This is a genomic window from Ruegeria sp. BH6 (assembly GCF_056538105.1).
In genome coordinates this window covers 415,481-429,061 of the sequence record NZ_JBQFSR010000002.1, presented here as the reverse complement: position 1 = coordinate 429,061, position 13,581 = coordinate 415,481, and the positions used below count along the sequence as shown (strand labels likewise).

General features: G+C 58.3%; 16 protein-coding genes. 10 read left to right on the top strand and 6 right to left on the bottom strand.

All coding sequences use genetic code 11. The features are described 5' to 3' along the window. Positions 1–2 precede the first annotated feature (2 nt). From ACR0B8_RS07370 to ACR0B8_RS07360, 3 genes are read left to right on the top strand one after another with little or no spacing between them, the layout of a single operon-like run. The gene (locus ACR0B8_RS07370; protein ID WP_170359122.1) at positions 3–827 is read left to right on the top strand and encodes a sulfite exporter TauE/SafE family protein; all 825 of its coding nucleotides are present in this window, start codon (positions 3–5) and stop codon (positions 825–827) included. After that, positions 824–1,606, top strand: a complete 783-nt coding sequence (locus ACR0B8_RS07365; RefSeq protein ID WP_170359120.1) for a hypothetical protein — start codon at positions 824–826, stop codon at positions 1,604–1,606. The genes ACR0B8_RS07370 and ACR0B8_RS07365 overlap by 4 nt, the downstream gene beginning before the upstream one ends. A gap of 34 nt (positions 1,607–1,640) precedes the next feature. Beyond that, on the top strand, positions 1,641–2,369 hold the full coding sequence (locus ACR0B8_RS07360; protein WP_170359118.1) for a SpoIIAA family protein: 729 nt from the start codon (positions 1,641–1,643) through the stop codon (positions 2,367–2,369). A 250-nt stretch (positions 2,370–2,619) separates the two neighbouring features. On the opposite strand, the gene ACR0B8_RS07355 is transcribed toward ACR0B8_RS07360, so the two are convergent. The 4 genes from ACR0B8_RS07355 to ACR0B8_RS07340 are packed head-to-tail and all read right to left on the bottom strand — an operon-like array spanning position 2,620 to position 4,750. Then, the gene (locus tag ACR0B8_RS07355) at positions 2,620–2,853 is read right to left on the bottom strand and encodes a DUF1289 domain-containing protein (RefSeq protein WP_170359116.1); all 234 of its coding nucleotides are present in this window, start codon (positions 2,851–2,853) and stop codon (positions 2,620–2,622) included. Positions 2,854–2,871: 18 nt separating this feature from the next. Further along, positions 2,872–3,336, bottom strand: coding sequence for a Holliday junction resolvase RuvX (gene ruvX, locus ACR0B8_RS07350; RefSeq protein WP_170349136.1), 465 nt, complete (start codon positions 3,334–3,336; stop codon positions 2,872–2,874). After that, positions 3,333–4,553, bottom strand: coding sequence for a c-type cytochrome biogenesis protein CcmI (gene ccmI, locus ACR0B8_RS07345; RefSeq protein ID WP_170359114.1), 1,221 nt, complete (start codon positions 4,551–4,553; stop codon positions 3,333–3,335). The genes ruvX and ccmI overlap by 4 nt, the downstream gene beginning before the upstream one ends. A 26-nt stretch (positions 4,554–4,579) precedes the next feature. Then, positions 4,580–4,750, bottom strand: a complete 171-nt coding sequence (locus ACR0B8_RS07340) for a hypothetical protein (RefSeq protein WP_170349134.1) — start codon at positions 4,748–4,750, stop codon at positions 4,580–4,582. Between ACR0B8_RS07340 and ACR0B8_RS07335 the strand changes: the two genes are divergently transcribed. The 5 genes from ACR0B8_RS07335 to ACR0B8_RS07315 all read left to right on the top strand — a co-directional run bounded on the left by ACR0B8_RS07335 (position 4,749) and on the right by ACR0B8_RS07315 (position 10,649). Next, positions 4,749–5,993 carry a sarcosine oxidase subunit beta family protein gene (locus tag ACR0B8_RS07335; RefSeq protein ID WP_170349133.1) on the top strand — a complete coding sequence of 415 codons (1,245 nt, stop codon included), beginning with the start codon at positions 4,749–4,751 and terminating at the stop codon, positions 5,991–5,993. The two genes, ACR0B8_RS07340 and ACR0B8_RS07335, sit on opposite strands and share 2 nt — an antisense overlap. Positions 5,994–6,069: 76 nt before the next feature. Further along, complete coding sequence (locus ACR0B8_RS07330) at positions 6,070–6,399, top strand: sarcosine oxidase subunit delta (protein ID WP_170349132.1); 330 nt, start codon at positions 6,070–6,072, stop codon at positions 6,397–6,399. Between the two features lie 43 nt (positions 6,400–6,442). Continuing rightward, complete coding sequence (locus ACR0B8_RS07325; RefSeq protein ID WP_226688288.1) at positions 6,443–9,457, top strand: sarcosine oxidase subunit alpha family protein; 3,015 nt, start codon at positions 6,443–6,445, stop codon at positions 9,455–9,457. Continuing rightward, positions 9,450–10,016 carry a sarcosine oxidase subunit gamma gene (locus tag ACR0B8_RS07320; RefSeq protein ID WP_226688289.1) on the top strand — a complete coding sequence of 189 codons (567 nt, stop codon included), beginning with the start codon at positions 9,450–9,452 and terminating at the stop codon, positions 10,014–10,016. The genes ACR0B8_RS07325 and ACR0B8_RS07320 overlap by 8 nt, the downstream gene beginning before the upstream one ends. A 204-nt stretch (positions 10,017–10,220) precedes the next feature. Next, complete coding sequence (locus ACR0B8_RS07315) at positions 10,221–10,649, top strand: hypothetical protein (RefSeq protein ID WP_170396284.1); 429 nt, start codon at positions 10,221–10,223, stop codon at positions 10,647–10,649. Between the two features lie 65 nt (positions 10,650–10,714). On the opposite strand, the gene ACR0B8_RS07310 is transcribed toward ACR0B8_RS07315, so the two are convergent. Together ACR0B8_RS07310 and ACR0B8_RS07305 are read right to left on the bottom strand one after the other, a co-directional pair. Then, positions 10,715–11,164 carry a hypothetical protein gene (locus tag ACR0B8_RS07310; protein WP_226688290.1) on the bottom strand — a complete coding sequence of 150 codons (450 nt, stop codon included), beginning with the start codon at positions 11,162–11,164 and terminating at the stop codon, positions 10,715–10,717. Positions 11,165–11,204: 40 nt separating this feature from the next. Beyond that, positions 11,205–11,966 carry an FkbM family methyltransferase gene (locus ACR0B8_RS07305; RefSeq protein ID WP_480658066.1) on the bottom strand — a complete coding sequence of 254 codons (762 nt, stop codon included), beginning with the start codon at positions 11,964–11,966 and terminating at the stop codon, positions 11,205–11,207. Between the two features lie 101 nt (positions 11,967–12,067). On the opposite strand from ACR0B8_RS07305, the gene ACR0B8_RS07300 reads away from it, so the two are divergent. Together ACR0B8_RS07300 and ACR0B8_RS07295 are read left to right on the top strand one after the other, a co-directional pair. Further along, positions 12,068–12,667 (top strand): superoxide dismutase, encoded by a 600-nt coding sequence (locus tag ACR0B8_RS07300; protein ID WP_113789565.1) that lies wholly within the window; start codon positions 12,068–12,070, stop codon positions 12,665–12,667. Between the two features lie 3 nt (positions 12,668–12,670). Continuing rightward, positions 12,671–13,549, top strand: a complete 879-nt coding sequence (locus ACR0B8_RS07295; protein WP_480658068.1) for a metallophosphoesterase — start codon at positions 12,671–12,673, stop codon at positions 13,547–13,549. Positions 13,550–13,581: the final 32 nt, after the last annotated feature.

The following is a 13,581-nucleotide window of genomic DNA, read 5'->3' as shown; positions in this document are numbered from 1 at the left end:
AGATGCCCGAGACGATGTTGCTGGCCCAGATGCTGGGCCTTTTGCTTGTAATCGGGGCGCTGGCCGGTGTGCTGGCCGGATTGCTGGGGGTTGGCGGGGGTATCGTGCTGGTGCCCGCCTTTTTCTATGCCTTCCAGACGCTTGGATATGGCGGCCCGCAGTTGATGCAGCTGTGTCTGGCGACCTCTTTGGCGACGATCATCGTGACCTCTTTACGATCGGTGCTGTCGCACAACAAAAAAGGCGCAGTGGATTGGGATATCCTGCGCGGCTGGGGGCCTGGGATTGCGGTCGGCGCGATCATCGGCGTTCTGGTGGCCTCGGCGCTGCGGACCGAGGTTCTGCAGATTTTGTTTGGCGTGCTGGGGATGGTCATCGGGGCCTATCTTGGGCTAGGCAAATCTGAATGGCGGTTGGGTGACGCCATGCCCAAAGGGATCAAACGTGCCGTACTGTCGCCCCCCGTGGGCTTTCTTTCGGTGTTGATGGGGATCGGAGGCGGCAGTTTCGGCGTGCCACTGATGAGCCTTTACAACACGCCCATTCACCGCGCCGTGGCAACTGCTGCCGGTTTTGGCGTGATCATCGCGGTGCCTTCGGTTCTGGGCTTTCTGTTTCTGGACGTTCCGCCGGAACACCGCCCGCCTCTGACCATCGGGGCGGTCAATCTGGTCGCATTTGGTATCGTTGTCGCCATGACGACAATCACCGCACCGTTGGGGGTAAAGCTGGCTCATGCGATGAACCCCAAACCCCTCAGACGCGTGTTTGCGGTGTTCCTGACGCTGGTCGCCCTGAACATGCTGCGTAAGGCACTGGGGTTATGAGCGATTTTCACGAAAATGGCTGGATCAGGTTCCCCTTCGATCCGGTGCTGGCCGAGTGGGTAGGGCACGCGCTGCCCGCTGCCCGTGCATCTGTCACTGACCCAGCCCATGCCCAATGGCTGGATTGTGAGGGGACATGGTTTATTGGCGTCGACGCGTTGGACAATGACCCGCGGGGCAGGGTTGGGCAATCGGGGGTGTTGTCCGGCCAGGCCATGGATTTCATCACCGATCAGTACGGAGAACTGCCGCTACACAAGGGGCAGGTCTCGGTCATCTACCCCGGCTATCCACGCCCGCGACAGGGCGAAAGCGCCAGCGCCGGGCAGTATCGGTTGAAGCGGGACGCGGCACATGTGGACGGGTTGCGGCCCGCGGGACCGGATCGGCGGCGGCGCGTGGATGAGCCGCATGCTTGGATATTGGGCATTCCTCTGAACGATGCCAGTATTGATGCCGCCCCCATGGTGCTGTGGGAAGGCAGTCATAAAATCCTGCGCGCCGCGTTCAAACACGCGCTGGACGGGCACCCACGCAATAGTCTGCATCAGGTGGATATAACCGAGGCGTATCAGGCTGCGCGCCGCGAAGTTTTCGACACTTGCCCACGCATCGAATTGCCCGCCAAACCCGGTGAGGCCTACCTGTTGCACCGTCATTGCCTGCATGGGGTGGCCCCATGGGGCGCCAATGCTTCGGCCGGGGCGGATGGACGCATGATCGCCTATTTCCGCCCCGAGTGCGCCGGGGGAGTAGCCGAATGGATCGAATCCGCCTAACCTCCTGCCATTATTCGGATTTGGAGGTTTTTTGATGATTACAGTCCACAGGAATTCGGACGGAGCATTGCTGGAAGTCGAACTGTCCGGCGAGGTGACCAGTACTGATTACAGCGAGGTTCTGGTGCCCGCTATCGAGGCCGCATTGACCGAACATGAAAACGTGCGTCTGCTGGCCGTCGTTCAGCCGGAATTCAAGGGTTACGATCTAAGTGCCGCTTGGGCCGATACAAAGCTGGGGCTGAGCCACTGGCGCGGATTTGATCGCATTGGCGTGGCGGCGGATCAGGGTTGGGTAAAGACCAGTATCCGCCTTGCTGCCCCGATCCTGCCATGCCCGGTGCAAGTCTTTGCGCTTTCCGAACTGGAGGCCGCCCGACGCTGGATGCGCGAATCTTTGGGGTCGATTCACGTGGTTGATCTGGGTGGGCCGTGCATTCAGATCAGCCTCTTGGGAAAGCTGGACCCCGACGAATTCAGCCGGGCGGAACGGGACCTCGATAACCTGTTGCAAGCCAAGGAGGGGTTCCGGTTGTTGATCGACTTGCGGGAATTTGACGGCTGGCAGGGTCTGTCAGCGCTGGCATCGCATTTCAAACTGGTTCGGAAACATGCCGGGATGCTGGATCGCGCGGCCATCGTTGGGGACAAAACGTGGCAACATATGGCGCAACGGGCGGCCAGTCATGTTCTGGGCACGAGAACTCAGTTCTTTGCATCTGAGGATATCGAAAATGCCAAATCCTGGCTGGCTGCCGGGTAGGCCAAGATTAAACCTGACGCTTACGTCAGGTCATGCTAGGTCAGGCTTTGTTTTTCTTGATTGAATGGTCAAAAAACGATTAGCAATGCCTTGTTCTTCCGCGTAACCACTTCGGAGGAACCTGAAAACTGAAGCGCGTCGCTGTGGGTTGCCACTCACTCACCACAAGTGTTCGAACTTGATCCCCCTCGAAGTTCAGACCAACCTGCAGCGGCGCAGATTCAGTCCATGTCCAGGATCTGGATAGAATTTAAGACTTTTTCAGGCGTGCGGCACGACCACCCCGGCGTTTGGTCAGCTGGGGTTTGCGTGAGGGCAGGTTTTCCATGATCTCAGCACGCTCGTTGCTGTCCATTTTAGACCAGCGCGAGATTTCGTCGATCGTGCGGTAGCAACCGGTACAGATACGTTCGGTCGGGTGAACGACGCAGATCTGGATACAGGGGCTTTCGACCTCGTTCCTTTTCCAAACCATGTTCGTCATTGCCGTATCCCGTTGCAACTAAAGAAAGCGCAGCCTGTCCAGCGCCCCTTGCAGAATATAACCAGCCGCGACGTGATCGATAACCTGTCCGCGACGTTTTCGTGTCGTATCCGCCTCAAGCAGTGCCTTTTCGGCCGCAACCGTGCTGAGCCGTTCGTCCCAGAACCCGATGGAAACCTCGGTCAGCCGCGACAGGTTTCGGGCAAAGGCGCGGGTGGATTGGCAGCGCGGACCTTCGGTTCCGTCCATGTTTTTTGGCAGACCCAGAATGACACCGCCAATCTCGCGGTCAGCGATCAGTTCCAGCAATCGCGCGGAATCCAGGGTGAATTTTTTGCGCCGCACGGTCTCCAACGGGCTGGCCACACCGCGCATCCGGTCCGAGACGGCGACCCCGATGGTTTTTTCGCCCAGATCCAGACCCATCAGCGCAGTCATCGGCGGCAGGGCGGCAGCAAATTCTTCGAATGCGTCGTGAATCATTGTGCAATTCCGGCCTGCAATGCGGCGGCGTCGATCAGTTCGATGGCATCGGCATTTCCGGCAAAGACTGCCATAGCCTCGTTTTTGATGTCGATGGCCCGCTGACCTTCGCCCAACACGCCAAGGGCTGCAATCAGACGCGCCCATTCCTCGGGTGAACCGCCCTCAGAGGCCAGACGTTCAGACAGTTGGTTGACCATGCCCTTGATCATTTCTTGCCGTTCTTCCGGTGTCAGTTCGGCTGCGGCGTCGACGTCACCCTGACTGGGGCCGGGGGCAGCAGGTATTTCAGGCGCGTTGAATACCCCGGCGCGGAAAGCCAGCTCGTCCAATTGGGCCCTAATGGCTTCGGCCCATGGCGCGCCGACAGGGGCATCGCGGAGGGCATCGACCCAGACCCGGTATCCAACGTCGGGGCGTCCGATCTGCACCATCATCTGCCCTAGATAGTATTGCGCCGGCCCATGGCGCGGGTCGCGTTTCAGCGCCTGCCTCAATGCCTCTTCGGCCTCGGGCGAAACATAGCCGCCCACGGACAGGATCATCATCTCGGCCAGATGGGAAAAGGCATCGGCGGGGATATCGTCGCCAGACAGCTCGATCACACGTTGCTGGGCTGCGTAAGCGGCGGGAAAATTGCCTGCATTCGCCTCGTGTTGAGCCAGCAGGATATGGCCTTGCAGATCATCGGGGCGTGCTGCAACAGTCTCGCGCAACTGATTCAGAAGATTGGCATAACTCTCATCCAGCTGCGGCAATTGTGCGGGCGGGGCGGCTGCTTCGGCTTCGGCCTGGCTGGGGCGTTCGGCACGCAGAGTTTCGGCTTGCTCCAGCCGCAGCGACAAGGGCTGATCCGGCAGCCCCGCGGCACCCATCTGGCGATACATCCAGATCGCACCGCCCACGACGACAAGCGCGATGACAGCAAAGGCGGTAACGCTGGCCCAGCGAGGAGGTCCGGCGCGATCAACCCCGGCCTGCATCTGCGCGTCGGCGGCCAGAATGCGGCGTGAGATTTCCGTGCGGACCCGGTCTGCGTCGGCCTCGCCGATAACGCCACGGGCCAGATCCTTGTCCACGCCCGCCAGCTGCTCGCGATAGACACGCAGATCATATGCCGCCGCAGGCTCACGTGTTTTGCGGCTGCGGAGCAGGGAAAAGCCCAGGAACAGGGCAATCAGCAGTGCGGTTAGAATGGTGACGACCAGGAACGACATGGTTTCTCCGATATGGCTGCCCTGACTTAGACCTCTCGGCGGGGCGACAAAAGGGACAAATGGCCGCGAGAGGACGTCATGTCGCAATAAAAGGGCGGATGTCGCAATAGTTCGATATTGTGGCGCTGTGCGGCAGGGGTAAAGTGTTCGCGCACGGCATATCTGCGCCAATCACCGAACCGGATGGATTCGCTCATGAAACACTACTCAGCCTTTGCTGTGGCGCGGGAGGCCCTGCGCTATCACACCGGATGGGAGCGCGCGTGGCGCTCGCCCGAACCGAAAAAGCGGTACGACGTTATAATCGTCGGCGCAGGGGGGCATGGTCTGGCGACCGCCTATTATCTTGGCAAGAATTACGGCATCCAGAACGTCGCCGTGATCGAAAAAGGCTGGTTGGGTGGTGGCAATACAGGTCGGAATACAACCATCATCCGGTCGAACTATCTGCAGGATCCGTCGGCGGCGATCTATGAAAAGGCGCGTGGCCTCTATGAGGACCTGAGTCAGGACCTGAACTATAACATCATGTTCAGCCCCCGCGGTGTGATGATGCTGGCGCAGACACAGCACGAAATCCGCGGTTATCAGCGCACCGCCCATGCCAATGCGCTGCAGGGCGTGCAGACCGAGTGGATTGGGCCAGAGCGTGTGAAACAGCTGGTCCCGATCATCAATATTGACGGTCCGCGCTATCCGGTTCTGGGGGCTCTGTGGCAAGAACGCGGTGGCACCGCGCGGCACGATGCTGTGGCGTGGGGCTATGCCCGCGCGTGTTCGGCCATGGGCATGGACATCATCCAGCAATGCGAAGTCACAGGTGTGCGTTCTCAGGACGGCCGTGTCGTTGGCGTAGATACCACCAAAGGCGCGATTGACTGCGAAAAACTGGGCATCGTGGTCGCAGGCCATTCAGGTCAGCTGGCCGAGATGGCAGGCTTCCGTCTTCCGCTTGAGGCGATCGCCCTGCAAGCGCTGGTATCTGAACCGATCAAGCCTTGCATGGACGTGGTCGTGATGGCCAACACCGTGCACGGTTACATGTCTCAGTCCGACAAGGGTGAGATGGTGATTGGTGGCGGTACTGATGCCTATAACAACTTCACTCAGCGCGGGTCCTTCCACCATATCGAGGAAACCGTCCGCGCGTTGGTCGAGACCTTCCCGATGATTTCGCGTCTGAAGATGCTGCGCCAGTGGGGTGGTATCGTGGATATGACCGGTGACCGCTCGCCCATCCTGTCGAAGACGCCGCTACAAGGCTGCTTCATCAACGGTGGTTGGGGCACAGGTGGCTTCAAGGCAATCCCGGGGTCCGGCTGGGGGATGGCGCAGTTGATGGCCACCGGCCATTCGCCGCTGACCGAAGCGTTTTCGCTGGACCGTTTCAAAGAGGGCCGCTTCATCGACGAAAGCGTTGCCGCCGGGGTGGCGCACTAAGGGCGCTGCTCGAGGTTGCCCACAAACAGAATTCAGGTCGGCCATTGTGCCGACCGACCGCCAAAAGGATGAACACATGCTGATCCTGAATTGCCCGTATTGCGGCGTCGACGCCGAAGAAACCGAACTGGCCGCTGGAGGCGAGGCGCATCTGAAGCGTTTCGGTCCGGGCTCGTCGGATGACGAGTTCCACGACTACCTGTTTATGCGCGAAAACCCCAAAGGCGTCCATTTGGAACGCTGGCGCCACGCAAATGGCTGTGGCAAGTGGTTCCACGCCGCGCGCTGTACCCAGACGCTTGAGGTGTTTGGCACGTATTCCGCACAGGTCACCGAACCTCCGAAAGAGATTAAGGATGCCATCTCGGCCAAGCGCCCCGGCTGGACTTGGAGAGAGTTCGAATGACCCGCGTCACCACCCGTAATTCCGCCTGCGAAAGGTCCGCAACATGAGCACCCGTCTCGCAAAACAAGGCCGGCTGATTGACCGGTCGAAACAGGTCACCTTTACCTTCAACGGCACCTCGATGCAGGGGTACGAGGGCGATACGCTCGCCTCGGCCCTGCTGGCCAATGATCAGATGATGATGGGCCGGTCGTTCAAGTATCACCGCCCGCGCGGCGTTGTCGCCAGCGGCGCGGAAGAGCCGAACGCACTGGTCGGTCTGGGGCAGGGCAACCGGTTTGAGCCGAACCAGCGCGCCACCACGACCGAGTTGTTCAACGGTCTGACCGCGATTTCACAGAACCACTGGCCGAACCTTGAATTCGACATCGGGGCGGTGAACACGCATCTGTCTCGCTTTCTGCCGGCTGGCTTCTACTACAAGATGTTCATCCACCCCAAGCCGTTCTGGAAATACGTTTATGAGCCGTTCATCCGCCAGTCGGCCGGTCTGGGCAAAGCGCCCGACAAAGACAACCGCGACGCGGACACCTATGAGCATTTTTATGCCTTCACCGATGTTCTGGTAATCGGCGGCGGTGTGGCCGGTCTGCAGGCCGCAAAGGCGGCGGCTGCGTCCGGTGCCAAGGTGATGCTTATCGAACAAACGGCACACTGGGGCGGTCGCGCTCCGGTCGATGGGGGCACCGTTGATGGCGCACCTGTGGATAAGTTCGTGGATCAATTGGTTTCCGAACTGGAAACAATGGACGGCGTTACCATGCGATTGCGCTGCATGGGCGCGGGTGTCTATGACCACGGTTATGTGCTGGGATATGAGCGTCTGACTGACCATACTCCGGGCATTCAGGGCCCACGCCACCGCCTGTGGCGCATCCGTGCCAAGCAGGTTGTGACCGCAACCGGTGCAATTGAACGTCCGCTGTCTTTCGCGGGCAACGATGTCCCGGGTGTGATGCTCGCTTCGGCCATGCGCGACTATGTGGTGAACTGGGGTGTCACCCCGGGCGAGCGCGTGATCGTTGCCACCAACAATGATGATGGGTATCGCACCGCGATCATCCTGAAACAGGCCGGAGTGGACGTCCTGCGCGTGATAGATGCACGTGCCGCTGCGGGCCCGATGGCCGAAGAGGCGCGTCAGCTCGGTATCCGGGTGGACCCCGGAAAAGCTGTCGCCAAAGTCAAAGGTGGCAAGCGCGTCAAAAAGGTCGCGATCTGCAATCAGGAAGGTATCGGTGGCGCTCGCGAAGAAGTTGAGTGCGATGCCGTTGCCATGTCGGGTGGCTGGTCTCCGGTCGTTCATTTGTGGTCGCATTGCGGTGGCAAACTGATCTGGGACGACGCGAACGCCCATTTCCGTCCTGACCCCGAACGTCCACCGCTGGGCGCGAACGGCGAGGGCTTTGTCGTAGCTGCCGGTTCCGCCAACGGCCCGCTGGCGCTGGGCGATGTTCTGGCTGACGCACAAACCGCAGGTGAGGCCGCAGCCAATGGCGCGGGTTTCAAACCCAAAACAGCCGACGCGCCGAAGGGTGAAACCACGGCCGAGGCCGCGATGGAGCCGGTCTGGTTGATGCCCGCCAATGCCGAGGTTCAACTGCGCATGAAGTCCTGGCTGGATTTCCAGAACGACGTCAAAGTGTCCGACGTCCAACTGGCGGCGCGTGAAGGCTATGAAAGCGTTGAACACACCAAGCGCTACACGACGCTGGGTATGGCCACGGATCAGGGTAAGTTGAGCAATATCAACGGTCTGGCGATCCTTGCTGATGCGTTGGAGTCCGAGATTCCGAAAGTCGGTACCACCACATTCCGTCCACCGTATACTCCGATCTCGATGGGGTCGATTGGCGGCGAAGCGCGGGGCGACGTGTTCCAACCGATCCGTCAAACCCCGATGCACGACTGGCACGACAAAAACGGTGCCGATTGGGAGCCGGTCGGCCACTGGCGCCGGACCTATGCTTATGTCCGCCCAAGTGAATCCGTACATGACGCGGTGAATCGCGAGGTCAAGAACACGCGCGAAAACCTCGGCCTGCTGGACGCATCGACGCTGGGCAAGCTGATCGTCAAAGGCCCGGACGCAGGCAAGTTCCTGGACATGATGTACACTAACATGATGTCCACGCTGAAGGTCGGCAAATGCCGCTATGGCCTGATGTGTTCGGAAAATGGCTTTCTGATCGACGACGGCGTTGTTGCCCGCATCGACGAAGATACCTGGCTGTGCCACACAACCACCGGCGGAGCGGAACGTATCCACGGCCATATGGAAGAGTGGCTGCAGACCGAATGGTGGGACTGGAAAGTTTATGTCGCCAACGTGACCGAGCAATACGCTCAGGTGGCCGTTGTCGGCCCCAACGCCCGCAAGGTGTTGGAGAAGCTGGGCGGTATGGATGTGTCCAAAGAGGCGCTGCCGTTCATGGAGTGGCGCGATGGCAAGATCGGCGACTTCGACTGCCGTGCCTATCGCATCTCGTTTTCGGGCGAGCTGTCCTATGAGATCGCCGTTCCTGCCTCGCAGGGGCAGGCATTCTGGGATGCTTTGGTCGAGGCTGGGCAGGAGTTCGGTGTGATGCCTTATGGCACCGAATGTCTGCACATCCTGCGGGCCGAGAAGGGCTTTATCATGATCGGGGATGAGACCGACGGCACCGTGATCCCGCAGGATCTGGGGCTGCATTGGGCCCTGTCCAAGAAGAAAGAGGACTATCTCGGCAAACGCGCCCATTCGCGCACCCATATGGCCGATCCGGACCGCTGGAAACTGGTGGGGCTTGAGACTGTGGATGGTTCCGTTATTCCTGACGGTGCTTACGCAGTAGGCGACGGCGTCAACGCCAACGGTCAGCGTAATATGATCGGTCGCGTTACCTCGACCTATTACTCGGCCAATCTGGGCAAAGGCATCGCCATGGGCTTGATCAAGCACGGACCCGACCGGATGGGTGAGATCGTCGAGTTCCCGGGTACCGACGGCAAAACCTATAAAGCCAAGATCGTGGACCCGATCTTCTATGACAAAGACGGGGAGAAGCAGAATGTCTGAACCCATCAGCGCACTGAATCACGCCGGCTATGACGGTATTGTCAAAGTCGAGGAATGTGGCCTGCAGGGTATGATCACCCTGCGGGGCGACCTGTCCGATAAAGTGCTGGTCAAAGCGGTCAAGGATGCCACAGGCCAGAAAGTACCCGGCCAGCGTGAATCTCTGGTCAATGGCGACACCGGCGTTTGCTGGATGTCCACGGACGAATTGCTGGTGCTAGTGCCGTATGCCGAGGTGGAGGCCAAGTTGGCCGCAATGGCAAACGCGCTTAGCGGCGCACACGCGTTGGCGGTCAATGTCTCGGACGCGCGGGCCGTATTCCGCATCTCGGGCGCCGGCGCGCGCGAGGTGGTTGGCAAATTGGCCCCGGTCGATCTGTCGGTCGATGCGTTCCAACCTGGCCAAATCCGCCGCTCGCGCTTGGCGCAGGTGGCAGGGGCGTTCTGGATGGACGACGCCGAGACCTTCCGTGTTGTCTGTTTCCGGTCGGCTGCGGATTACGTGTTCAAACTGCTCAAGGTTGCGGCGCAGCCAAGCAGTGAGGTTGGGTTTTATTGACCTCATAAACCCCGCAGAAAAGTTACAAATAACAGCCGCCTTTCCCAAAAAAGGCGGCTGTTTTCTTTTTCATCTTGCGCAACAATTCGATGCCCTTTTATGAGAGAGGTGCAAAGGCAGTCTCCCCTTAAGATTGTATTGAATTTTAAGTGGGATAAGGCTGCAAGCTATAGTGTTATTGGTAAAACTTGAAAGCGTAAGACGATGAAGAAAGCGATAGCCGCCTTGGCTTTGACCTTGGCTGCAACCACAGCGAAAGCTGAAGTCGTCACCTATGACTGCAACTTGCACCGGATGGAAGAAGGATGGATGGCCGAGCGTGTGATCCTGAGTGTTGATGCGGAAAACAAGCGTGCGCGGGCTTATGACGCCTACATTCATCACTATGATGATAAGCAGCCTAAAGATGTGAAATTCAAAACAACCCGCAAGGGCGAATACAGGCTCATGTGGAAAATGAAAATCCCCGCCAGAAATAACGGGCTTGTGTATGTAAGCTATACAGCCACACTGAACCCGGAAAAACAGCGTCTGGACATGATCGCAAGATTTCCTCAAGCCAATGCGCTTAACCGGCCATCGGGTTTCGGAGAGTGTTCAATAAACACGATCGAGTCGCTTTACGCTTCCTGAGTTCTGCAAGCTCGCTGGTTTTGTATACTCAAAAAAAAAATCCCCGGAAATCCCGGGGATTTTTTTTAACTTTCAACGCTGCAAGTGCCAAGACCGCAAGGTTTGTTAGCGGCGTTTGTACTGACGAAAGACATACGAACTTTGAGGCTGTTATCAGCGGGATTTAGGTTTGCCTGATACTTGACACGCAAATTACCACCGGCAGAAGCGCGTCGTGTTTCGGTCCAGACCATCCGAACACCCTTGTTGCCACGGCTTTTGTATTTAGTGTCGATCCATTCAGGTCTGCTCGCTACCTTTGCCCAGCCGTCTTCGGCGTCCACTTGAAAGGCATAGCTCCGCGCGATCCAGCCGTGGCTGTCCTGTTTGGTCATTTTGCAATTGTAGGTAACTGTTTCCGCCATGGCGCCGTGTGCAAAAAATGCGGCCAAAGCAACAATGCTGAGATATTTAATATTTTTCCGATTTCCTTGTATCCGTGTACAGGAAATTTCAAAAACAGGCAGAAAGAACAAGAGGTTCCAGGCAGTTATTCAGAACGTTTTTGGGATACTGTCAATTGCGCAACAACAGTGTTTTGTATTGCGCAAGAGCGTTCGGATTCAATAGTTGTTCCGTTGTAATTGGTTGGGAGTTTTCGTCAGCGACCGCGGAATAGAAACCCAAAAGATCCAACAGGTTTTTCGTCTTCTCCAATCGATTATCCGTTGCCAATAGCGGGGCGTGCAGTGATAGCAGCAGGGCGGGGCGCTGTTTCTTCAACCAGGCAATTAGAGTGGGCAATACGAAGTATTCGGCCCCTTCGATATCCATTTTGACCAGAGATACGCCGGACAGGTCATTTGCGGCCTCAAACTGATCCCATGCAATTGTCAGGGCGTCGCTGCCATGCGTGCCGTCATGCAGTAAGGAACTGGTAGAATCGCCCGGCTCGCCGCGTACCGAGGCCATGCGGGCCACGCCGAACTGGTTGGACAGCGCCACCCCAAAGGCCGACACGTTGTGGATGTCGTTCAGGTCCAGATTCCACGCCAGATACCTGAATGCAGTCGGGTCGGGCTCAAAACACCACACGTGCCGGGCGCGGCGGGCACCGTAAAGTACGGTGGGGCCGATCCAGGCGCCGATATCCAGATAGTCGCTGTCGGACGAGAGATATTCGTCGAGAATGGCGAAAGTTTCGGGCTCCCACGCACCGGCTGAGGCTTTGCGCCAGAATTTCGAATGATAGGGGTCCAGATGAAACGGCTCGCCATTCAGGCTGCCTGCATAGTACCCGCGGGCGCGGTAAAACATCTTGCGCGCCTGTGTCAGCATCGCGGACCTCCGGGTTTTATTGTCACGGGCCTTGACCTATGGCGACTGTCAAAGCATTTAACCTTGGGAACCGCAACTTACATTTATAACAGGGGGCCGACATGGCTTTTGAACTTCCTGATCTTCCTTATGCACATGACGCGCTGGCAGCCAAGGGAATGTCCGCAGAAACGCTGGAATATCACCACGATCTGCACCACAAGGCATATGTCGACAACGGCAACAAGCTGATCGCCGGAACCGAGTGGGACGGCAAATCGCTGGAAGAGATCATCGTTGGCACCTACGACGCAAACGCAGTCGCGCAGAACGGCATCTTCAACAACATCAGCCAACTGTGGAACCACAACCAGTTCTGGGAAATGATGGGCCCCGGAGGCAACGCCATGCCTGGTGAGTTGGAAAAAGCCCTGACAGAGAGCTTTGGCTCGGTTGACGAATTCAAGTCGCAGTTCAGCGCTGCTGGTGCTGGTCAGTTCGGTTCGGGCTGGGCGTGGCTGGTCAAGAACGCGGACGGTTCGCTGGCTGTAACCAAGACCGAAAACGGCGTGAACCCGCTGTGTTTTGGTCAGACAGCGCTGCTGGGTTGTGACGTCTGGGAGCACTCGTATTACATCGATTTCCGCAACAAACGCCCGGCTTACCTGTCGAACTTCCTCGACAATCTGGTGAACTGGGAAAACGTTGCATCGCGGATGTAATCCTTGAACCGCAGAAGGTTCATAAAGGGCCTGCTGGCGACTACGCTGGCAGGCCTGTTTGTTGCAGCCTATGGGTTTTTTATCGAGCCCTCGCTGCGATTGCGCGTGCGCAAGTGGCGCGTGCGGCGCAAGGATTGGACAGCGCAGCCGCTACGGATCGCGGTTCTGTCCGATCTGCACGTTGGTGAGCCTTATGTCGGCCTTGATCGTGTCCGGCAGGTAGTGCGGCGTACCAATGCACTGGCCCCCGATCTGATCTTGCTGTTGGGGGATTATGCGGGCCACTACGACGGCATCACCGCTAAAGTCGAAGCTGATGATCTGGCTCCGGTTCTTGGACAGCTTGAGGCGCGCAGCGGAGTTTATGCTGTTCTCGGAAACCACGACTGGTGGGATGATGAGGATGCCCAACGGCGTGGCGGTGGGCCGAACAAATTCGCCACCGCGTTTCAGGGGCAGGGCATCAAAGTGCTGTCCAACGAGGCCATGCGCCTGGACGATTTGGGCATCTGGCTGGCCGGGCTTGAGGATCAACTTGCCTTCAGACGCAATGGCAAGCTTGTGGGTCTGGATGATCTGCCGGGAACCATGGCGCAAGTGACCGACGACGCGCCCGTGGTAATGATGGCGCATGAGCCTGATATCTTTCCCGACATCCCGGAAAATGTGGCGCTGACTTTGTCCGGCCACACGCATGGTGGGCAGGTGCGGCTGTTTGGTTGGTCGCCGGTGGTGCCGTCCAAGTACGGAAATCGTTATGCCTATGGGCATGTACACGAAGACGGACGCGATTTGGTCGTGTCTGGTGGGATCGGGTGTTCGATCCTGCCCGTTCGTTTTGGTGTAACGCCCGAAATCACGGTGATCGAACTGTCAGCCTGACAGGAGAAAACCCGCCTATGAACAAAGTTTCA

Coding starts and splice junctions, on each gene's coding strand:
- ruvX (WP_170349136.1), bottom strand. CDS start 3,336: ATGATTCACGACGCATTCGAAGAATTTGCTGCCGCCCTGCCGCCGATG.
- ccmI (WP_170359114.1), bottom strand. CDS start 4,553: ATGTCGTTCCTGGTCGTCACCATTCTAACCGCACTGCTGATTGCCCTG.
- ACR0B8_RS07370 (WP_170359122.1), top strand. CDS start 3: ATGCCCGAGACGATGTTGCTGGCCCAGATGCTGGGCCTTTTGCTTGTA.
- ACR0B8_RS07330 (WP_170349132.1), top strand. CDS start 6,070: ATGCTGATCCTGAATTGCCCGTATTGCGGCGTCGACGCCGAAGAAACC.
- ACR0B8_RS07305 (WP_480658066.1), bottom strand. CDS start 11,966: ATGCTGACACAGGCGCGCAAGATGTTTTACCGCGCCCGCGGGTACTAT.
- ACR0B8_RS07355 (WP_170359116.1), bottom strand. CDS start 2,853: ATGACGAACATGGTTTGGAAAAGGAACGAGGTCGAAAGCCCCTGTATC.
- ACR0B8_RS07360 (WP_170359118.1), top strand. CDS start 1,641: ATGATTACAGTCCACAGGAATTCGGACGGAGCATTGCTGGAAGTCGAA.
- ACR0B8_RS07320 (WP_226688289.1), top strand. CDS start 9,450: ATGTCTGAACCCATCAGCGCACTGAATCACGCCGGCTATGACGGTATT.
- ACR0B8_RS07325 (WP_226688288.1), top strand. CDS start 6,443: ATGAGCACCCGTCTCGCAAAACAAGGCCGGCTGATTGACCGGTCGAAA.
- ACR0B8_RS07300 (WP_113789565.1), top strand. CDS start 12,068: ATGGCTTTTGAACTTCCTGATCTTCCTTATGCACATGACGCGCTGGCA.
- ACR0B8_RS07315 (WP_170396284.1), top strand. CDS start 10,221: ATGAAGAAAGCGATAGCCGCCTTGGCTTTGACCTTGGCTGCAACCACA.
- ACR0B8_RS07335 (WP_170349133.1), top strand. CDS start 4,749: ATGAAACACTACTCAGCCTTTGCTGTGGCGCGGGAGGCCCTGCGCTAT.
- ACR0B8_RS07365 (WP_170359120.1), top strand. CDS start 824: ATGAGCGATTTTCACGAAAATGGCTGGATCAGGTTCCCCTTCGATCCG.
- ACR0B8_RS07340 (WP_170349134.1), bottom strand. CDS start 4,750: ATGAGCGAATCCATCCGGTTCGGTGATTGGCGCAGATATGCCGTGCGC.